Origin of the sequence: Bradyrhizobium hereditatis (genome assembly GCF_020329435.1) — a bacterium.
Taxonomy (GTDB): Bacteria; Pseudomonadota; Alphaproteobacteria; order Rhizobiales; family Xanthobacteraceae; genus Bradyrhizobium; species Bradyrhizobium hereditatis.
Genome location: NZ_JAGKJK010000002.1, coordinates 451,984 through 472,008, shown reverse-complemented (window position 1 = coordinate 472,008; position 20,025 = coordinate 451,984). Strand labels below are relative to the sequence as shown.

General features: G+C 62.0%; 20 protein-coding genes. 10 read left to right on the top strand and 10 right to left on the bottom strand.

Translation table 11 applies throughout. The features are described 5' to 3' along the window. Window positions 1-66: 66 nt before the first annotated feature. The gene (locus J6524_RS37605; protein WP_225669745.1) at window positions 67-285 is read left to right on the top strand and encodes an SEC-C metal-binding domain-containing protein; all 219 of its coding nucleotides are present in this window, start codon (window positions 67-69) and stop codon (window positions 283-285) included. Window positions 286-1,793: 1,508 nt separating this feature from the next. Further along, entirely contained in the window at window positions 1,794-2,222 is a 429-nt protein-coding gene (locus tag J6524_RS07550; RefSeq protein WP_225669744.1) for a hypothetical protein, read from the top strand. Window positions 2,223-2,610: 388 nt separating this feature from the next. Here the strand turns inward: J6524_RS07550 and J6524_RS07545 are convergent, their stop codons facing one another. The 7 genes from J6524_RS07545 to J6524_RS07510 all read right to left on the bottom strand — a co-directional run bounded on the left by J6524_RS07545 (window position 2,611) and on the right by J6524_RS07510 (window position 11,422). Next, window positions 2,611-3,645 carry a D-alanine--D-alanine ligase family protein gene (locus J6524_RS07545; RefSeq protein WP_225669743.1) on the bottom strand — a complete coding sequence of 345 codons (1,035 nt, stop codon included), beginning with the start codon at window positions 3,643-3,645 and terminating at the stop codon, window positions 2,611-2,613. Continuing rightward, window positions 3,642-4,625 (bottom strand): putative zinc-binding metallopeptidase, encoded by a 984-nt coding sequence (locus J6524_RS07540; RefSeq protein ID WP_225669742.1) that lies wholly within the window; start codon window positions 4,623-4,625, stop codon window positions 3,642-3,644. The genes J6524_RS07545 and J6524_RS07540 overlap by 4 nt, the downstream gene beginning before the upstream one ends. Before the next feature lie 297 nt (window positions 4,626-4,922). After that, on the bottom strand, window positions 4,923-7,964 hold the full coding sequence (uvrB, locus tag J6524_RS07535; protein WP_225669850.1) for an excinuclease ABC subunit UvrB: 3,042 nt from the start codon (window positions 7,962-7,964) through the stop codon (window positions 4,923-4,925). 342 nt (window positions 7,965-8,306) lie between these two features. Further along, on the bottom strand, window positions 8,307-8,519 hold the full coding sequence (locus J6524_RS07525; protein WP_225669741.1) for a hypothetical protein: 213 nt from the start codon (window positions 8,517-8,519) through the stop codon (window positions 8,307-8,309). A gap of 230 nt (window positions 8,520-8,749) precedes the next feature. Then, window positions 8,750-9,967 (bottom strand): NAD(P)-binding domain-containing protein, encoded by a 1,218-nt coding sequence (locus J6524_RS07520; protein WP_225669740.1) that lies wholly within the window; start codon window positions 9,965-9,967, stop codon window positions 8,750-8,752. Then, a complete protein-coding gene (locus J6524_RS07515; protein ID WP_225669739.1) occupies window positions 9,957-10,862 on the bottom strand; it encodes a LysR substrate-binding domain-containing protein in 906 nt (301 codons plus the stop codon). The genes J6524_RS07520 and J6524_RS07515 overlap by 11 nt, the downstream gene beginning before the upstream one ends. Before the next feature lie 119 nt (window positions 10,863-10,981). Then, window positions 10,982-11,422, bottom strand: coding sequence for a YybH family protein (locus tag J6524_RS07510; protein ID WP_225669738.1), 441 nt, complete (start codon window positions 11,420-11,422; stop codon window positions 10,982-10,984). A gap of 505 nt (window positions 11,423-11,927) precedes the next feature. On the opposite strand from J6524_RS07510, the gene J6524_RS07505 reads away from it, so the two are divergent. From J6524_RS07505 to J6524_RS07475, 7 genes are all read left to right on the top strand, one after another. Further along, window positions 11,928-12,689, top strand: a complete 762-nt coding sequence (locus tag J6524_RS07505) for a sulfite exporter TauE/SafE family protein (protein ID WP_225669737.1) — start codon at window positions 11,928-11,930, stop codon at window positions 12,687-12,689. A 13-nt stretch (window positions 12,690-12,702) separates the two neighbouring features. Next, entirely contained in the window at window positions 12,703-12,951 is a 249-nt protein-coding gene (locus J6524_RS07500; protein WP_225669736.1) for a hypothetical protein, read from the top strand. Between the two features lie 134 nt (window positions 12,952-13,085). Continuing rightward, window positions 13,086-13,793 (top strand): glutathione binding-like protein, encoded by a 708-nt coding sequence (locus J6524_RS07495; protein WP_225669735.1) that lies wholly within the window; start codon window positions 13,086-13,088, stop codon window positions 13,791-13,793. Window positions 13,794-13,996: 203 nt separating this feature from the next. Then, window positions 13,997-14,272, top strand: a complete 276-nt coding sequence (locus J6524_RS07490) for a hypothetical protein (protein ID WP_225669734.1) — start codon at window positions 13,997-13,999, stop codon at window positions 14,270-14,272. A 314-nt stretch (window positions 14,273-14,586) separates the two neighbouring features. Next, window positions 14,587-16,137: a peroxidase family protein gene (locus tag J6524_RS07485; protein WP_225669733.1), complete on the top strand. Its 1,551-nt coding sequence runs from the start codon at window positions 14,587-14,589 to the stop codon at window positions 16,135-16,137. A gap of 173 nt (window positions 16,138-16,310) precedes the next feature. Continuing rightward, a complete protein-coding gene (locus J6524_RS07480; RefSeq protein WP_225669732.1) occupies window positions 16,311-17,003 on the top strand; it encodes a glutathione S-transferase family protein in 693 nt (230 codons plus the stop codon). Between the two features lie 166 nt (window positions 17,004-17,169). Then, the gene (locus J6524_RS07475) at window positions 17,170-17,346 is read left to right on the top strand and encodes a hypothetical protein (RefSeq protein WP_225669731.1); all 177 of its coding nucleotides are present in this window, start codon (window positions 17,170-17,172) and stop codon (window positions 17,344-17,346) included. A gap of 36 nt (window positions 17,347-17,382) precedes the next feature. Here J6524_RS07475 and J6524_RS07470 read toward each other — a convergent pair whose 3' ends face one another. Beyond that, entirely contained in the window at window positions 17,383-18,174 is a 792-nt protein-coding gene (locus tag J6524_RS07470) for a crotonase/enoyl-CoA hydratase family protein (RefSeq protein WP_225669730.1), read from the bottom strand. A gap of 89 nt (window positions 18,175-18,263) precedes the next feature. On the opposite strand from J6524_RS07470, the gene J6524_RS07465 reads away from it, so the two are divergent. Further along, complete coding sequence (locus J6524_RS07465; protein WP_225669729.1) at window positions 18,264-18,863, top strand: TetR/AcrR family transcriptional regulator; 600 nt, start codon at window positions 18,264-18,266, stop codon at window positions 18,861-18,863. 206 nt (window positions 18,864-19,069) lie between these two features. Here J6524_RS07465 and J6524_RS07460 read toward each other — a convergent pair whose 3' ends face one another. Next, a complete protein-coding gene (locus tag J6524_RS07460; protein ID WP_225669728.1) occupies window positions 19,070-19,753 on the bottom strand; it encodes an HAD family hydrolase in 684 nt (227 codons plus the stop codon). After that, window positions 19,750-19,947, bottom strand: coding sequence for a cysteine-rich CWC family protein (locus J6524_RS07455; RefSeq protein WP_225669727.1), 198 nt, complete (start codon window positions 19,945-19,947; stop codon window positions 19,750-19,752). The genes J6524_RS07460 and J6524_RS07455 overlap by 4 nt, the downstream gene beginning before the upstream one ends. Between the last annotated feature and the right edge of the window lie 78 nt (window positions 19,948-20,025).

Sequence of the window (20,025 nt, the reverse complement as noted above, 5' to 3'; positions counted from 1 at the left end):
GCAATCGCGCCGGTCCATGCTAGCTACGCCGCGCGGCAATGAGCCGCTCTTCAAACCTATGGAGGTGTGTCATGCGCAAGCATCGCGATCTCGAAAACCTCCCCAGCTTTCAGCATCACGCGTAAGCGGCGGAAGTCCTTCCCTTCGGAGACCCATGTCAAGCGAGGACGGCGTGTCGTCCATGGCGATGTCGAGCTGATTGAAAAGCTCGGCCGCAACGATCTATGTCCGTGCGGTTCAGGGCGCACGTTTCAAAGCCTGCTGCATGAAATCTGGCGGCTATGACGGATCGAACCGGCATTATTACTTTTAGGGAGTAGCCGCCGATAAGTGGTGACAAGCCGTCATTCCGCGCACCGCGATGCGGTCGTTCCGGAATGACGGCTAACTCAGATCATCCGTCAGCGGCGGCAGTGGACACTGCGTTTGATCGGCCAAAGTCCGTTTCGGAGCCATGACTTTAACTCTCCAACGCACGACACCCCGCACTGCAGCGGTATTTCTAATCAAAGGTTTGACGCCGAGCTGTTGCGTTTTTGCCACCTCATTTCAGCACGCTGTGCCTATAACGAACGTTGGGGGGCAATCGGCATGTTCGACATATACGTTCGTGGAAACGGCCAGCTTCTCGTGGTCCGACGAGGAGCGCCACTGCCCGCGGGACTAGCAGGCGGCTGGAGGAAAAAGCGGGCGGCGCGCACTGTTAGTGCCGAGATAAGCCGCGCGGTTATGCGGGAAGGCTTCTACACACGCTCGCAGATGCCGCCGATCGATGCTCCCGTGGATATGCGCGCAAGTTAGACGCGCCTTTGGGTTCGGATAAATCGAGAAGCTGAAAATCGCGCTTATCCCACTCGGCGTTTTGGGGGCGGGTAACAGCAGTATTTCCGATCTTTAGTTCCGACTTAATATTGTTAGTTCTGCTCCCTGTCCTTGCTGCCACCGTCACGGAAAATTAAGACGGGCAGGGGACGATAAAGGATTATCAAACCCATCTGGAGAAGCTGCGCAAAGACGCGGCCGAATGCGCGCCTGTCAGGGGCTTGGCTACCGACAAAGCGAAGCGCGAAATGTTCGACGGCTTGCGCGGCATCTGGATCAACTAGCCGACGAGGTTGAGCTGCCATGAATGCTCGAAAGACCGGCTAAAGGTAGCGGGTGCGAGTATGCGGGCGAAAGCGCTACTCGTTCTGCTGGGTACCACTGCGCTAGGGGCTTACACGATAGGCCGCCACAGCAATCCCGTTAATGCGCCAGTCGCGGCGGTCGCGCAGCCGCGGGCCCCCGTGGCCAAACCGGTTGCCTTCACGACCGCTCTATCGCCTACTAGTGCAGCGGCTGCGAGCGCCGTTAACAATCCGGTCCACACCATCAAGTCCCCAGCCGAGAAGGCTACGGCCACCCACGACCCAGCGAAGGCTGCATCGCCCGAGATGAAGCGCAAGTTGAGATCGCGCTGACTGCCACGGCCAACGCCGCTAAATCACCGAGCAGAGGCCAATATCGCGCAGCTGGCCGGCCATGCGTTTGTCCTGAACGACGCGATTCGCGCATGCGGCTCTCGGGGCTCCTATTCCCTGCAGAGTGACTATAGCCACATCCGATCCCTTCGGTCGCGAGGACAATCTAGGCCTTTTGTTTCACCTCCGGCTGTTTTCACGAGTTGCAGCCAGGGAACCGGTCGCCGCTGTTGTCTGCGCCCAGACAATGCCACGAATCTCCACAAGCCTGTCGCAACTTCGCGCATCACGCAAAGCGATCCAAATCGATTTGCTCGAACCCAGGGGTGGGACATGAAGTATGTGACGGGATTCCTCGTGGCAATCCTGCTAATCCTAAATGTATCAGAGGCAAGTTCTGCGGTACGCATCACGAACGATCGAGGCGGTCTGATCGGAGCTTACATCGTTAAATATCAGCGCCTGGCCTCATCGGGCGAAACCGTGATCATCGATGGACTGTGTGCCTCGGCGTGCACCATGGTTCTCAGCGCGCTCCCGCGCGACAGAATCTGTGTAACTTCGCGCGCGACGCTCGGCTTTCATGCGGCCTGGAATTACGGCCCCAACGGTCGAGCCTTCACTGATCCTGAAGCAACCTTCATGCTGTACTCGACCTATCCGACGCCGGTGCGCCGCTGGATTGCTCGCAGGGGCGGTCTGACACCTCACACTATCTTTCTGAGCGGAAAGCCACTGCAGGGGATGTATCGATCGTGCTGATCAGACACGCGGCGCCAAGGGCCTCTGATCCATGCCCTTGGCGCGCCGGAGAAAAGTCGGGCTAACGACTGCAGTCTCCTAAACGACAAAGCTAGGAAGGTTCTATCGGAGCATTCCGGAGCTGGTGTGTGTTGGGCCGTTTGCGAAAGGTCGGCCAAAACCGTCGCTATTCCGCTAAGGGGCATACACCGGCACTGCCATGTCGGGGTCACTGGCAGACGCTGCTCTGCGTTTGCTGTCAGGCATCCGCTGTCGATAGCCACCAACCGTCACCAGCAAACCAACAGCTGTCATCGGGTGATCCGTCGAGCCGGAGCGAGCGCACGGCACCGCCAGCCACGGCTGTTGTGGGCGAGCGGCGATATGCATCCCCGTCTCGCGTTGTCTTTCAGCCCACGGATACGCCCGCCTTTGCCCGGCTCATTCCGAGAGCGAGAATGCGTTGCAGCAGGTCCGGGTAATCGAGCCCGTCATGCCGAGCCGCCGTAGCGAACTCTTGGCTCTTTGCGATTTCGGGATTGGGGTTTGCTTCAATGAAATACGGAGTGCCGTCGGCAGAGAGGCGAAAGTCTATGCGCGCGTATCCATCGAGGCCCAGCGTTCGGTAGATGCGTTTCGCTATTCGCTGAATGCGGGCGTGTAGCTCAGGCGCAAGGTTGTTGGCCGGCCCATCTTCAATTCCGACCCGTTCCTGATAGCTGGGATCGTGTTTGACCTTCTCGGTGGCTATAAGCCGAGCTCCGTGACCGCCCATGCTGCCGAATTTCAGTTCCCAAACCGGCAGAACTCGCAGCCGATTGTTGCCGAGCACGCCGACATAGAGCTCACGTCCCTCGATATATTGCTCGGCGATGGCTGCTGTTCCGACCCGCTCGTGAATGAAGGCGACGCGCTCTGCGAGCTTCTCGTCCGTATCGACGATGGACGCTTGCGAAATACCCCGCGATCCATCCTCGCTCAGGCTCTTGACGATCAGCGGCAGCGCAAGCCGAGCTGGCCGCATGACCTTGCGGCGCATTGGAAACACAGCGAAGACCGGCACCGCGATCCGGCGATGGTGCACCAGCATCTTGGATAGATCCTTGCCGCGCGCCAGGATCAGTCCACGCGGATTGCACCCGGTGTATGGGACCTGCATCAGCTCGAGATAGCTTGGAATGTGCTGGTCATACACGGGCTCATGGTGAAACTGCTCGAGCAAGTTGAATACCACATGCGGCTTGAAGCGTTCGATCTCGTCGCGCACCGGCTTGATTTCCTCCTGCACGCCGAGCGGGCGAACTTCATGACCGGCCCCACGCAAGGTGCTCACGACGTCGAATTCTGTTTTCCATTCATTGATTTGCCGCGCCGTATAGCCGTCGGTAGAGTCCGGAGGCACGAAGTCCGGATGCATCAGCGCCAGAATGCGCAGCCGTCTCATAGCGCGATCCATTTGCGCTGCGAAGGGCCGAACAGCGCGTGCATGGTTTTGGCGGTCAACAGGATGGTGAAGTTCAGCACAAGCTTCCGTTCAGAGCCGGGCGCGCGCAGATTGAGCTCGCGGCAGCGCGAGATCATGTCGTCAAGCACAGCATCAAGCGTGAGCTGGTTCTCGCCCGTCCACCGTGCAACCAGCTGCCTGATTTGAGCGCGGTGCCGCCTGATGAAGACCGAAGCCGGTTGCTCCCGGCGGTGCCGTGGATCGGCGGAAAAGAGCCGGGAGAGATCGCGGTCGTAAGTCTTCGGTGGCTTGAAGGCGTAGAACGCCTGCTTTTTCTGGTAGTGTTCGCCAAGGGTTTGGCTGAGCTCATGCAGCGGATCGACACGCTCCCGCGTCGTGATCAGCGGCCGCTTGCCGGCGATTTCACTCATCAGCTCGTCGACATATTCGAGCTTCTTCAGCGCTGGCCAACCGGCATAACGCGTCCGCCAGTTCGAACGCGGCCGCAGCCACACCGCAAACGTTTCGGCGAAATCCTCGTCCGGATGGCTCTGCGCATACCAGAGCCGAAGATGCTGGACATAACGCCGGCTGGCCGGATTGGGCCGGTAGTAGCGCGGATAGTGCTTCGAGGACGGGCCGAACAGCTGCTGCCAACGCCGGCGACGTTGCAGCTGGTAGGCGTGCTGCACGGCATGGCCTGCCTCATGACGAAGAATGGCCATGCACTCGGACCAGGTGCCGCCTTCGACATCGAGCATCATTTTCTTCTCGATCTTCATCAGACGGGGATGGGCGAGATAGAATGGAATCGCAATGCCGGGCACATGTGCCGGACTGAACCATTCGCTCGATATCCATGCGTGTGGCCGCAGCCGGATGTTCCGCTCTTCGAGCTCCTCATAGAGAGTGCTGAGACAATCCTCGAGCCAAGTGTCCTCGACCGCGACCCTCAAACTACTGAGGCGTAGTTTGAGCAACTGCTCATCCGACAGCTTCTCCCAAGCATATTTCCGGCGTGGCATAGGCATCCAGAAGTTATGACAACTCGGTATTTAAATGGTGTCATAGGATGCTGCTGGTAACAACTGCCGAGTCTTCGCGGCGTGCCGTTGTTCAACGGCCCGCGTCGGCTTTTAATTCAGAATGGAGACGATCGTAGACCGCTGGCGCTGAGTGAGCGTTTGGGGCTGAATCCGGGATGTGCCAACCTCAGCTTATCCGCGCAGTTTAAATCGCGAGGACCCTGTCCATCACGAACCACGATCGCTGATGGATTACCTCTTCTTCCACCCGCCCCGTCGCCCCGGCAATCCTCCGCTCGATCGCGGCGCCGGCCCGAACTCCGGTCCCGACTCGCGCGAGTTTGTCGGCTGGAAGATTTTGCTGCCGCTGCCGAACTCGGGCTTGCGCGGTTTGGCGCCGCCGGGCCGGTAGGGCAGGGATTCCGGGCCGTGCATTTCGTCGAGGTGGGGTTTGTGGACTTTGGAGGGACTGCCGCTGCGGCTCACCCCGCCTCGACCACCTGCGGCGGTCGATCCTGCCCCAGGGGAGGATAAAGCGGCTGCGCGTTTTTTCATCGCGCTGACCGGCAGGTTGGCGGACTCACCGTATTTCTTGGTGCCGGCGTAGGCGCCGGCCTGCTTCTGCACGGCGCGCTGTTTCGCAGTGGGATCGTCGACGACGGCCATCTCCGTGGCGCGGAGACGTTTCACCTCGTCGCGCAGCCTTGCCGCTTCCTCGAAATTCAGATCGGCGGCGGCTTCGCGCATTCTGGTTTCGAGGTCGTTCAGCACGGCCTCGAAATTGTGGCCGATCGAGATCACATCGTCCGCCATGCCGCCATCGCCGATCTCGACCAAGACGTGGTCGCGCTCGTAAACGGAGTTGAGGATATCGCCGATCGATTTCTTCACGCTCTCCGGCGTGATGCCGTTGGCGTTGTTGTATTCGACCTGCTTCTCGCGGCGGCGGTTGGTCTCGGCGATGGCGCGCTCCATCGAGCCGGTCATGCTGTCGGCGTAGAGGATTACCTTGCCGTCGACGTTGCGCGCGGCGCGGCCGATGGTCTGGATCAGCGACGTCTCGCTGCGCAGAAAACCTTCCTTGTCGGCGTCGAGGATAGCGACCAGCGCGCATTCGGGAATGTCGAGGCCTTCGCGGAGCAGGTTGATGCCGACCAGCGCGTCGAACGCGCCGAGGCGGAGGTCGCGGATGATCTCGATGCGCTCGATGGTGTCGATATCAGAGTGCATGTAGCGGACACGAATACCCTGCTCGTGCAGATATTCGGTGAGGTCCTCCGCCATCCGTTTTGTGAGCACAGTGATCAGCGAGCGGTAGCCGGCCGCGGCGGTGGCGCGGACTTCGCCGACGAGATCGTCGACCTGCGTGCGGGCGGGGCGGATATCGACCGGCGGATCGATCAGCCCGGTCGGGCGGATGACCTGCTCGACGAACACGCCGCCGCTTTCGTTCAGCTCCCAGCCGCTCGGCGTCGCCGACACCGCAACCGTCTGCGGCCGCATCATGTCCCATTCCTCGAACCGCAGCGGCCGGTTGTCCATGCAGGAGGGCAGGCGGAAGCCGTATTCGGCGAGCGTCGCCTTGCGGCGGAAGTCGCCGCGGAACATGGCGCCGATCTGCGGAATGCTGACGTGGCTTTCGTCGCAAAACACCAGCGCGTTGTCGGGCACATATTCGAACAGCGTCGGCGGCGGCTCGCCGGGGCGGCGGCCCGTGAGATAGCGCGAATAGTTTTCGATGCCGGCGCAGCTTCCCGTCGCCTCCATCATTTCGAGATCGAAGGTGGTGCGCTGCTCCAGCCGCTGCGCTTCCAGGAGACGGCCCTGATTGTTGAGTTCATCGAGCCGCAGCTTCAGTTCCGATTTAATCGACTTGATCGCCTGCACCAGCGTCGGACGCGGCGTCACATAGTGCGAGTTGGCGTAGATCTTGATGAATTCGAGATCGTCCTGCTTGTGACCGGTGAGCGGATCGAACTCCTCGATATTTTCCACGGTGTCGCCGAACAGGTTCACGCGCCAGGCGCGGTCCTCATAGTGCGCCGGGAAGATGTCGATGACGTCGCCGCGGACGCGGAAGGTGCCGCGGGTGAAATCGGCCTGGGTGCGCTTGTACTGCAGCGCCACGAGATCGGCGATCAACTGACGCTGGTCAATGCGCTCGCCCTTCTTCAGCGCAAAGGTCATCGCCGTGTAGGTCTCGACCGATCCGATACCATAGATGCAGGACACCGACGCCACGATGATGACGTCGTCGCGTTCGAGCAGCGCGCGCGTCGCCGCATGGCGCATGCGGTCGATCTGCTCGTTGATGGACGAGTCCTTTTCTATGTAGGTGTCGGTGCGCGGCACATAGGCTTCCGGTTGGTAGTAGTCGTAGTAGGAGACGAAATACTCCACCGCGTTGTCGGGGAAGAAATTCTTGAACTCGCCATAGAGCTGAGCGGCCAGCGTCTTGTTCGGCGCGAGGATCAGGGCAGGGCGCTGCGTCGCCTCGATCACCTTGGCCATGGTGTAGGTTTTGCCGGAGCCGGTGACGCCGAGCAGCACCTGCGTGCGATCGTTGCGGTTGATGCCCTCGACCAGTTCGGCGATCGCGGTCGGCTGGTCGCCCTTGGGTTCGTAGTCCGATTTGATCTCGAAGCGCACGCCGCCTTCGGATTTTTCCGGGCGCGGCGGCCGGTGTGGCGTCCACACCTTCATCGAGCCGTCCTCTTTGCGGAATTCGGGACGGCCCTCGCGGATCAGGTTCTCCAGTGCCTCGGCGGTCGCCTTGACGCCGAGCGATTCCATCTTGCTGCGCGGCGGGCGCGCGAGGGCTTCCTCGTCGTCTTCCGCCGTCGGCAGGCCAAGCTGGCGCGCGAGCTCGGGGTCGAGCGTCGGGACGGTGGCCGAGGTGCCATAGTGGGCTTGGGGGGCTTCGTCTAGTTCATGCCGTGTGGACAGACCCCCACCCTGACCCTCCCCCGCAAGCGGGAGAGGGGGCGCAGGTGGCCCGTTCTCGGATTCATTTTCGGCGCTGCCAGACGTATCGCGCTTCGCGACAGTTGCGCTCGTTCCCTTCGTCGACGCGCGCGCACGATGCGCTGCGGCCTCGCCGCCGGCGCGGCGGTCCCAGGAATTGTCCGGCGGCGGCTGCAGGCCGGTGCCCGAGCCCGTGCCGGCATCGCCGCGGTTGATCGCGGGATTGAGCAGTTCCGCAAGCGCAGGCCCGATCGGCTGAACGTCTGGCCGATGCGCTTTTGATTTCGGGGCTTTGCCTGATTTCTTGGGAGTGTCGGGTTTCTTCGCCATGCGGCGAATATGGGACGAGTCAGCCAGCGAGAAAAGGGCAAATGCCTTCACGCGCGATGCCCGCAGCTATCATGTCAGCAGGTGTCAGCAAGAGTGTTTTGGAACCAGCGCGCTCCTAGGCGTGGAGGTCGTCCGCTCCGACGCACGAAGGCTTGATGATATCCAGATGAATACCGCCGCAGCGCGTGCAGCGCATGGTCCAGTATTCGGCGCCGGCGCGGCCGGGGATGATTCGGAGCACCGAGAGCGCGGCGCTGCAATCCGGGCAGGCCGAGAGCACCGGCGTTGCCTGCACAGTCTGTTCGGGCTGCGCCAGCGACAGGCGGCCAGGCCGCGCGCCGGCTAGGGGGTGGTGAACCGCGGGCTGAAGCGGTCGATATGGGCTTTCGCGTCCGCGATCGCTGCTTCCGGATTCGACCACGCGAAACCGACTTCGAGCGTCGGGAACGCCATGCCGTCGATCATCACCGGGGCCTGATCGGTCCGTTGAATCCTCGCGTGCCACAGCCCTCTCCCTGCTTCGAACGACTGAATTTCAAAGCCGCCATAGATCATGGCGCATCCCCCGGGTTTACCCATGCGGCGACAACAGCACGGCGCGGCGAGGAGAGATGTGAACGGCTTCACATGTTGCGGATTTTTTAAGCCAAAGGCCGCCATCGCCCCGCGAAGGCGGGCGATCCAGTGTCCCAGAGGCAGCGCTGACCGAATCGAGAAGCCTCGGCGTACTGGATACCCCGCCTGCGCGGGGTATGACGATCTCGCGAGCGGAGAACGGCCTAGGATCAGCGCCGCGCGCGAATATGGTCCGCGAGCACCGCGGCGTCGTCGCCGACGCCTGACAGGAACGAGGAGTTCATTTTCGACAGCCATTGCAGGCCGAGGAAATAGAGCCCGGGCACGGCCGAGATGCCGTTGCGGTGGACGGCGTCGCCGCGTTCGTCGATCACGGGAAGATCGATCCAGCCGAAATCGACGCCATAGCCGGTAGCCCAGATCACCGATGAGATGCCCTCAGTGGCGAGGTCGAGGCGCGTCAGTGGCGCGGTGACGCAAGGCGGGTCGACCACCGTCGTGCGGGCGTCGGGATCCTCGGGCATCTCCAGGCCGCGCCGTTTCACATAAGCGTCCACCGTATCGAGGAAGGTGCTGTAGACGAGGTCGCCGTCGACAAGGCTTTCGGCAAGACCCGGTGCAAGCTCGATGACGCCGTTCTGCGCCGCTTCGATGCGACCGACGAGGACCATGCCGTCGGCGGCGAAATTGCGGAAGTCGATGGTGCGGCCGCCATAGGCCCCGGAAATGACCGGGCCCAATCGCGCCGATCCGCGCTCCTCCGGAGTCATCTGGTCGAGCCGCATTTCGGCAAGCCACCAGATCAGGTCGCGGCCGCGGTAGCGGCGCGGCAGGCGGCGGTGCCGCCCGATCGAGAGGTAAACGCGGCGGCCGGCGTGCTGCAATTCCTCGGCAATCTGCGTACCGGACGCGCCGGCGCCAGCGACCAGCACTGCGCCCGGCGGAAGCTGCGCGGGGTTCTTGTAGTCGGCGGCATGAACCTGAAACACGGGATGTTCGTGCAGCACGTCGGGAACGATGTTGCGTTGATAGGGGCCGGTGGCGACGACGACGTTTTTGGCTGTGATCGTGCCATTGGTCGTTTCGGCGATAAAGCCGCCGTCGCGCTGCGAGAGCCTTGAGACCTCGACGCCGCAGCGGATCGGCGGCGCGACGAATTCGGCATAGGCCTCGATGTATCTGATGATGGTGTCGGTGTCCGAAAACGCGTCGGGATCGCTGTGCGGAAACGGAAAGTCCGGCAGCCGCACCGACCAGTTCGGAAACTGGAATCTCAGCCCGTCCCAGCGCTCGCTGCGCCAGCGTTCGCCGATGCGGTGGCGCTCCAACACCAGATGCGGCAGGCCGTGCTGCTTCAGCCGGTGGCTCATCGTGAGGCCGGCCTGGCCGCCGCCGATCACGAGCGTTTCGATTTTTTCATCCGGCATGGCGTTGACTCTTGCGACGGAGGGCAGGCTCCGCCGCAGCGCGGATGATCCAGCGCCGGAAGGCGGTGAAGTCGCGCTGGGCGGTGCTGAAGCCGCGATACACCAAGTACCAGCGCATGCCCTTCGGAACGCTTAACGCGAAGGGGGCGATCAATCGGCCGGCGGCGACATCGTCGTCGATATAGGGGCGGATGCCCATGGCGATGCCGAGGCCGTCGATCGCAGCCTGCAGTGCCTGGCCGTAAAATTCGAATTCCGGCCCGCGGGCGGTGATGCGGGCCGCGCCGGCGGCCTCGAGCCATAACGGCCAGTCATCGGGCGAATGCGCCACCCGGAGCAAGGTCGGTCCTTTCAGGTCGGACGGTCGCTTGAGCTGGTTGGCGAGGCGCGGCGCGCAGACAGGAAGCAGATCAGCGGCGAACAGCGGCTCGGCGATCAGGCCGGGCCATTCACCGCCGCCGAGCTTGATGCCGCAGCTCCAGTCCTCGCCGAACGGCACCGCCGCGCCGCCGGTGGTGATGCGGACGTCGATGTCCGGTTCTTCCTTGCGAAAATCGGCCAGCCGCGGGATCAGCCATTTCATCGCAAAGGTGGGACCTACGCCGATGGTCAGCACGCGCACGCTGGCGGGCGCGGTGACCTGCGCGGTCAGGCTCGCCAGCGCGTCGAAGATCGGGGTCAGCCCGCTCTGATAGGCGCGCCCCGCAGACGTGGTGACGAGGCGGTTGGCCTTGCGCTCGAACAGCGCCACCCCGAGCCGCTCCTCCAGAAGGTGGACCATCCGGCTGACCGCGGCGGCGGAGACGTTGAGCTCCGACCCGGCGGCGGCGAAGCTGCCGGTCCGCGCCGCCGCTTCGAACGCCTTGATGCCATTGAGAAAGAGCAGCCGCCGCACGTGACCCTCAGGAAAACTGATGTCATGCAAGATAGCTCGATTTGCGGGGCATTCACAAGCAAGCCTCGCCACGACCGTTCACTGGTGGCGCGCCCGTCATCGCGCTGCGTGATCGAGCGTTACGGCTTCAGATCCAAAAGGGCCCGGCCGCTTGCCAGGTCGGCAGGAACTGAAACCTGTTCGTGGACGATCAGCCATCGACCATTGGTTTTGTGCCAACCAGCGGTCCAGCGCAGCCAAAAATCGGTCTTATGACCATTCTTCAACGTCCCAGCGATCCGGTGCAGGCAATAGCTGAATGCCACGTTGTCGTCTGCACTAACGCTCACATTGGGAAACTCGACGTGGAGTGGTCCTTGATAGGACTCGAAAAACTCGTGCCAGTGTCTAACAAATGCGTCGGCGCCCACCGCTTGCAGCGGAGGAAGGATATCGAACGAAACGATTTCCGGGGCAAACACCGACATGCATCCGTCGACGTCTTTGGCGCCTAACGCTTTTGCAAACTCCTCTATCAACTTTCGGATTGCGGCTTCGTTCTTATTTTCTCCAATGGTCATGGTTTTCCTCGCGCCTAGGTTTGTATTGCGGGCATCGGCTTCAGAAGGTCGACGCGAACAACCCGCGACGAGCGTGAGCTTCGAGTGCGGATCTCACTGTCGGCGATTCCATTCTGCTCACCTAATATTTGAATCGCTTGAGGCAATTGGGCGCCGCCGTCGTCACCGCACATCCTTCATGCGTCAAGGAGTCGCCGCCAAGGATCACCTTACCATCAGGAAAACTTGTGCCACGACAAGATAACTCAGTTTGCACACGGCATCCAAGCGAGGCACAACATTAGCGTGATACCCGTTGGTTGAATCGGTGCGGCCGCTTTTCAATCTCGCCCCGCTCTTCGCGGGGAGAGGTCGGTGCGGCGCCGGGTGAGGGGAGCTTCCGCGAGTCCGACTACCAGCGAATTCGCGGAAGCAGCCCCTCACCCCGACCCTCTCCCCGTAAAGGACGGGGAGAGGGAGTAGGGCGCGCCCTCTTTCAACTGAGCGCTTACGCAGGAGACGTTTCGTGACGCCGTTGATGATCGCAGCGCTAGGTGCCCTCATGATCGCGACGGCTTTCCTGTCGGGCCTGTTCGGCATGGCCGGCGGCATGATCCTGATCGGCGTGCTCTTGATGCTGATGCCGCTGCCGACCGCGATGGTGCTGCACGCGATCACGCAGATGGCCTCGAACGGCTGGCGCGCCTTTCTGTGGCGGGCGCATATCCGCTGGCGGCCGGTCTTCGTCTATCTGATCGGCTGCGCGCTGGCGCTCGGTCTATGGTCGCTGACCCGCTACGTGCCGGACAAGCCGATTGCATTGCTGTTGCTTGGCGTAACGCCGTTCATGGCGCGGCTGATGCCGAAGAATCTCAAGCCGAATCCGGACAGCATCTGGCAGGGCTCATTCTACGGCTTCATCTGCATGGGGCTGATGCTGATGACCGGCGTCTCCGGTCCCTTGATGGACACCTTCTTTCTCGGCGGCAATTTCGGCCGCCGCGAGGTGGTTGCCACCAAGGCGACCTGCCAGGTCGCCAGCCATCTCACCAAGCTGGTCTATTTCGGCGGCATCATCGATCAGGCGGCGACGCTCGACCCGGTGCTGGCGGCAGTCGCCGTCATCGCGTCGATGCTCGGCACCACGCTGGCGCGGCGGATTCTGGAAGCGATGAGCGATGCGCAGTTTCGTACCTGGGCGAACCGCCTGATCACGACGGTCGCGGGCTACTACATCCTTTATGGAAGCTGGCTGCTGGTGGTTCGCGGCTCGGTTGCTTCCTTCTGAAAGGAGAGGCGCGATGGCGGATGCAGCGGATCCACTGGTGCTCGACTTTGTCGAATGGATCGCCCGTGAGCCGCGGTTTTATGCCGAAGTGGTAGCGACCTGGCGCACTTCCTGTCCGCGCCTGACGATCTGGGAAGACGCGTCCGACCGCGGCTATGTCGTGCGCGAAACGATTGAAGGAACCGGATTGATCGTGACTGTCACTGAAGCCGGCGAAAAATTGCTGCGCGAGCACGGTCGCATCGGCGCTCCGGTCCGCTGAGCTTCAGTTCCTGTCGTCATCACATTTCCGCGCTACGCCGTCAGCCCGCATTGACTTAGGGCATCCCTCCGACCAAATTCATGCAATCGCATCTTTCTGGTGATGCACGGATTTCAACCAGCAGGAATCGCCCCATGATCGACCTTCACTACTGGACCACGCCGAACGGCCACAAGATCACGATGTTCCTCGAAGAGACCGGGCTGCCGTACAAGATCTTCCCGGTGAACATCGGCAAGGGCGAGCAGTTCAAGCCGGAGTTCCTGGCGATTGCGCCGAACAACCGCATTCCCGCGATGGTCGATCACGAACCGAAGGGCGGTGGAAAGCCGATCTCGATCTTCGAATCCGGCGCGATGCTTTTGTATCTCGCCGAGAAGACAGGCAAGTTTCTGCCTTCCGATCTCTACGGCCGCTATGACGCGATCCAGTGGACGTTCTGGCAGATGGGCAATCTCGGGCCGATGGCCGGGCAGAACCACCACTTCAATGTCTATGCGCAGGAAAAGATCAAATACGCGATCGACCGCTATGTGAACGAGACCAACCGCCTCTATGGCGTGCTCAACAAGCGTCTCTCCGACCGCGAATTCATCGCCGGTGATTATTCGATCGCCGACATGGCGAGCTATCCCTGGGTCGTACCGTGGAAGAACCAGAGTCAGAACATCGAGGATTTTCCGCATCTGAAGCGATGGCTGGAGACCATCCGCGCTCGCCCCGCCACCGAGCGCGCCTATGCCAAGGCGAAAGAGGTCAATCCGAACTTCGGCCAGCCGGTCAACCGCACCGAGGAGGAGCGCAGGATCCTGTTCGGCCAGACCGCGGCGGTGGTGCGGTAGGGCACCCATGGAGACGCGGACCTGGCTTGCCTGGTCCGCTTTTCCGGCGCGATAGGCTGGGGATTCACGCGCATTCCCGGATATCCATCCCAAAAATGCATAGGCAATATCGGCGAATCGCGGCGAGAATCGCCGCATCACGCCCAACTTTTGCCGGGCGAGGGCGTTGTCAGACTGCAGGAATCATTCCGTCGGAGACGATTGTGGACACACTGAAGTTGAAGCCACGCCCAGCTAATGTGGCGTTGATCGCCTGGCAGTTCACCGGACAGCCGCTGCATGAATGGCCAAGCTGGGTACAATCCAGTTGCTCGCTGCAGCGAAGCGAGGATGGGCACCTCGAGCTCCGACATGAAAGGCAAAGCGGGACACAGATCGTGTATTTGCAGGAGTGGCTGGTGCGCGATCTCGATGGCGGCGTGTGCTTCTACACCGACGCAGAGCTGCGCAAAGAGTTCGACATCGCTCCTAGAGCGTGATGACTTTCTTCGAATGGTCATCACGCTCTATCTCTTTGATTTGAGCATGATCTCCGCGCAAACGCGTTCCGCGTTTGTCGCGAGGGAAAACCGGCACCCACTTTTCCGGATCATGCTGTGTCAGTGAAACTGCTCACACAAATCGAAAAATAAACCGCTGGCACGGCGCTCCAATTGGACACAATCTGGAGGTGGGTTTTGCTGACTGAACCCTCTCGAGGGGTATCGAGCTGATTTACCTGAACCTTTACTGAACTGAACACGCGACACACCGGTACCCCTCTTCTCCCAACATTTTGCGATTGGAGGAAGTGATGGCGACTCAAGTGAATGTTCAGCCTGGCCACGGCAAAGCTGGCCGCCAACCGACCCGACAGTTTCTGGATTCGCTCTCCGGGCATGAAGATCCCGGGATGTTCGGCCGGATGTTTCCGAATCTGGAGCCGCTCGCCGTCGACGACGCGCCCCTGCAGGAGCTTGCCGATGCGATGAAGGATGCCGATCCCGGCGGCGCGGCCGGCAACAATGACAAGATCCCCGCGGGATTCACCTATCTCGGACAGTTCGTCGATCATGACATCACGCTCGATCTCACCTCGTTCGGCGACAAGGAAGCCGACCCGACGGCAGTCGAAAACTTCCGGACGCCGGCGCTCGATCTCGACAGCGTCTATGGTCTCGGTCCCGACGGCAGCCGGCAGCTTTACGCGCGCAATCCCGGCGATGCCGACGGCAAGACGCCCGGTCCGAAACTCCTGCTCGGCAAGACGATCAGCGTTGACGATGTGACCATCACGCCGCGCAACGACCTGCCTCGCAACCCCGAAGGTTTTGCGCTGATTGGCGATCATCGCAATGACGAAAATCTCGTGGTCGCGCAGACGCACCTGGCGATGCTGAAGTTCCACAACAAGGTCTGCGACCGTCTCGCGGCGTCAGGGGTGCCGGCCGGCGAGATATTCGCACAGGCGCGCCAGACGGTGACCTGGCATTATCAATGGATGGTGCTGCATGACTTCGTCGAGCGCATCACCGAGAAGGGAATTGTCGCCAAGATCCTCGATCAGGGACGTCGCTTCTACCGCTTCAAGAAAACGCCCTACATGCCGGTCGAGTTTTCTGCAGCGGCATACCGGTTCGGTCATAGCATGGTGCGCGAGGTCTACAGCCACAATCGTAAGTTCACGCCCGGGCCCGGTGGCGTCGCTCCTGCCACGCTCGATCTGCTGTTCAGGTTCACCGGCCTTTCGGGCGGAATCATCGGCGACCTCGCGCCCGATCCGGTGCAGCCGCCGCTGCCCATTCCGGTGCTTTCCAGCAACTGGATCATCGACTGGCGTCGCTACCACGAGGTGCTGGCGACCAATCCTCCCAATGTGCGGCTCAATCCCTCGCGGAAGATCGATCCATTCCTGATCCCGCAGTTGCACGAGTTGCCGGGCGGTGGCGGCAGCCTGCCGTTCCGTAATCTCAAGCGTGGCGTCATGCTGGGGCTGCCGTCGGGACAGGATGTCGCCAAGGCGATGAAGATCAAGAATCCGCTTACCCCGGCCGAGATCGCGAAGGGGACGGACGGCGCTGTCGCCAAGAAGCACGGTCTGCACGAGCATACGCCGCTCTGGTACTACATCCTCAAGGAGGCAGAGCAGCGCGGCGGCGGCGAAAAGCTCGGGCCGGTCGGGGCCACGATCGTGGCGGAAGTGTTCGTCGGCCTCGTGCACGGCGACCGTCAGTCGTATCTCTGGCTGAAGGGCAAGAACTGGAAGCCGACGCTGCCGTCAAAAACTGCTGGCGAATTCACCATGGCCGACCTCTTGAGGTTCGTCGGTGATATCAGCCCGATCGACGGCATTTCGACGGTCTAGTTTCTTCACGCCAACGTCCGGAATGGCCCCTACGATTGCGCGGCGTCAAGGCTGCGCAATCGCACTCATGTTTCGGGCGTCTGTGTCATTCGCCGTGGCCCGGCTGACAAGTCGTCGCTTGCGCTCCTTGCAATGACGGCTAGTCTGGCGATCATTTTTCGAACAGGTCGCCAATGTCCATCAGGCTCTTCGAACTCGTCGGCACCGATCCATCCCGTCCGTTCAGCCCGTTCTGCTGGCGGACGCGCATGGCGCTGGCACACAAGCGACTGCCGTCGGAAACGATTCCGTGGTGCTTCACCGACAAACAGGCGATCGCGCCGCATGGCTCGGAAAAGGTGCCGGTGCTGCTCGACGGCGATCATGCGGTCGTCGATTCCTGGGCGATCGCAAACTATCTGGAAGACAGATATCCGGACCGGCCGTCGCTGTTCGGCGGCGAAGGTGGCCGCGCCATGGCGCGGATGCTGAACTGGTGGGGCGACGGGGTGATCGGCGGCATGTTTCCGCTGATCATTGCCGATATCCCGCTCAACCTGAAGCCTGAAGACGCCGCCTATTTCCGGCGGACCCGCGAGGCGCGTTTCGGCAAGCCGCTGGAAGAGATCATGGCAAGCGGCGACGAAGCGGTCGAAGGTTTTCGCAGGAGTCTCGATCCACTGCGGCTGACGCTGCGGACGCAGCCTTTCATCGGCGGCACGGCGCCGAACTACGCGGACTACATCGTGTTCGGCGCATTCCAGTGGGCGCGGGTGGTCAGCCCCTTCAAGCTGCTGATGGAAGACGATCCGGTCCATGCCTGGCGCGAGCGGCTGTTCGACGCGTTCGACGGCCTGGCGCGAAGGTCGCCGGGATATCACGACTAACGTACGCGAGCGGCGAGCTTCGCCTTCGAAACAGCAGGCAATGATTGCGCAGCCATCAGAGCAATCTCTGAGATTGTAAATTAGTTTTATCCAATAACGATGTTAGCTCTGACGTAAAACCAGGGCGTAAGCTGTCTCCCCAATGGCCGTTCAGGGGAGACGCGTCATGACCGAGTTTGAAGCCAGATTGGAGCGATTTGAGACGCTCGCAGCCGAATGCGATTTGATCAGCAAGCTGACGAACGATACGGCGAAGCGCGAGCTATATCTGCGCCTCGGCCTGCATTATCGCGAACTGGCTGACGACATGCGGACCATAATCGCGACCAAACACGCCGCCTAGCCGGAAGAAGCCTGCCGCTGCGTATTGCGGTCCGCGTTAGGAGCCGCGATAGACCGGCGGCCGGCGCTCGATCCAGGCATTGATGCCTTCGCCGAGATCGCCGGTCGGCACCAGCGCCGCGAACTGCTCGCTCTCGACTTGCAGCCCTTCGGCGATCGCCATGTTCAGCCCGCGCGTCACCGCGGTGATGACGCTGCCGACCGCGAGCGGCGAATGCCTGATGATGCGGCGCGCCAGTTCGCGGGCGGCGGGCAGCAACGCCTGGTGCGGCACGATGTTGTTGACCAGTCCGATCTCGAGCGCCTGCTCTGGCGAGAAGGGATCGCCGGTCAACAGCAGTTCGAGCGCGCGCTTGCGGCCGGCGAGTCGCGGCAGCCGCTGCGTTCCGCCGAAGGTCGGCGGCATGCCCAGATTGATTTCCGGCTTGGCGAAACGCGCGCGCTCGCTGGCGATGGCGAGATGGACGGCCTCGGTGATCTCGCAGCCGCCGCCGAACGCGAGGCCATTCACGGCCGCGATGACCGGCTTCCTGAACGCTTCCAGCCGCGCGGTCATGGCCTGTCCGCGCCTCACGAAATCCTGCACGGCCCTCTCGCGGCCGAGTCGGACGCTGCCTGCGAATTCGTGGATGTCGGCGCCGGCCGAGAAGGCGCGTTCGCCGGCGCCGGTGAGGATCACGGCACGAACGGCGGCATCGGTTTCGATCGCATCCAGCACCGCCATCAGGCGGTCGATCAGCGCATAGTTCAGCGCATTGAGCTTGCCCGGACGGTTCAGCGTAATCAGCGCGATGCCTTCGCTGGTTTCCAGCAGGATGGGTTCGGACATTGGAAGGCTCCGCAAAAGGTCTGATTGCGAAGACAGCCTAAAAGTCCGGCCGCGTTGTGTATATTCACTGGTTAGTATACATAGGCTGCATGGCACGATCCGGTATTTCGACGCGCGAACGCATCATCTCGGCAGCCAACGCGCTGTTCTACAATGACGGCATCCGCGGCGTCAGCGTCGATGCCGTGGCCGAGAAGGCCGGCGTCACCAAGCGGACGTTGTACTATCACTTCAGGAGCAAGGACGATCTCGTCGCGGCCTATCTTACGGGGCGCGATCAGCCCAATCTTGCGCTGTTCAGGCAATGGTTTACGAAAGCAGAGGGCGGTCTGCCGGCGAAGGTCGAGGCAATCTTTCGCAATCTGGCGCGCTCGGCGCGGCATCCGAAGTGGAAGGGCTGCGGCTTCCTGCGCACCTCGGCCGAGCTTGCCAACATGCCGGGCCATCCCGCAATCAGAATCGGTGCCGCACACAAGAAAAAGTTCGAGGAATGGCTGCGTGCGACCTTCGAGGCGGAGGGCATCGCCGAGCCGTTGCGGCTCGCACGGCAAATCCTATTGCTGCTCGACGGCTCTTTCGCCGTCGTGCTGCTGCATCGCGATTCCAGCTACATGGAAACGGCGGGTGAGGCGGCGCATGCGCTGATCGAGGCGGCGCTTCCGGCGGGCAAGAAGCGGCGAGGGTGGTAACGCTTCGTCATTGCGAGGAGCGATAGCGACGAAGCAACCCATGTCTACGCTTGCGGTGCGATGGATCGCTTCGCTCGCAATGACGGTAAGCTTCGTAGGGTGGGCAAAGCGAAGCGCGTCGACCATCACGAGCGCGGTGATAAATGGTGGGCACGGCGCAAAGAGCGTCTTTGCCCACCCTACACATCCTCGCAATGCGGCCGGAACTAATCGCGCCCAAACGCACCGCGTTCGTGCAGCATCGCCAGCACCGCATTCAGATCCGGCAACACGGCCGCGCATTTTGCGCGCGTCTCTTCGGTAGGCGGCGTCATATCAGGCACCATGATCGTGATCGCGCCGGCGGCGTGGGAGGCGGCGACGCCGTGGTTGGAGTCTTCCACCGCGACGCAGAGCTGCGGCGCAAACCCAAGGCGTGTCGCGGCAAGGAGATAAAGGTCCGGGCTCGGTTTGCCGCGCGTGACATCGTCGAGCGTCAGGATGGTGTCGAAGCGCGCACGGATTCCGGCGAGCGACAAATGGCGTTCGGCGGAGCGCCGCGACGATGAAGTCACGATCGCGGTCGGGCAATTGGCGGCGGCAAGTGCGTCGAGCAGTTCCAGCGTGCCCGGCTTGAGCGGCAATCCTGCCTCCATCAGCCGGTCGCGGTTGGCGAGGAAGGCGCGGTTGACCTCAGTGAGCGGAAAGTCCGCGCCATAGTGGTCGAGCAGCATCGCTTCGCAGGCCGGCCCGGGAAGCCCGACCATGGCGTGGCACAGCGCGACGGAATCATCAGCGTAGCCGGCCGCATTGAGCGCCGCGACGAGGCTGTCGAAGTAAACCCGCTCGGTATCGACGAGGGTGCCGTCCATATCGAGGAGGACGGCACTGACGTTCCATTTTGCGGTCACGCCGCACCCGCGTGCTGCTTCGCGAGCTTGCGCAGGCAGTCCGGGCAGAGGCAGTCGCTGCCATCAACCGGCAACGGCATGCGGAACGCCTCGTCGTTGCACCAGCAGGGGCCGGACAGGTTGCAGCCGAACTCGGTGCCGCAAGCTTCGCAGGCGAGGCGGCGCGGAGGCTGATTTTCCAAACGATTTGTCATCAACGAGGCCACATCCTGACACGGAATTAATCCCGGGTTCACGCCGAAGCACGCTATATTCCTGCGATCACTATACGC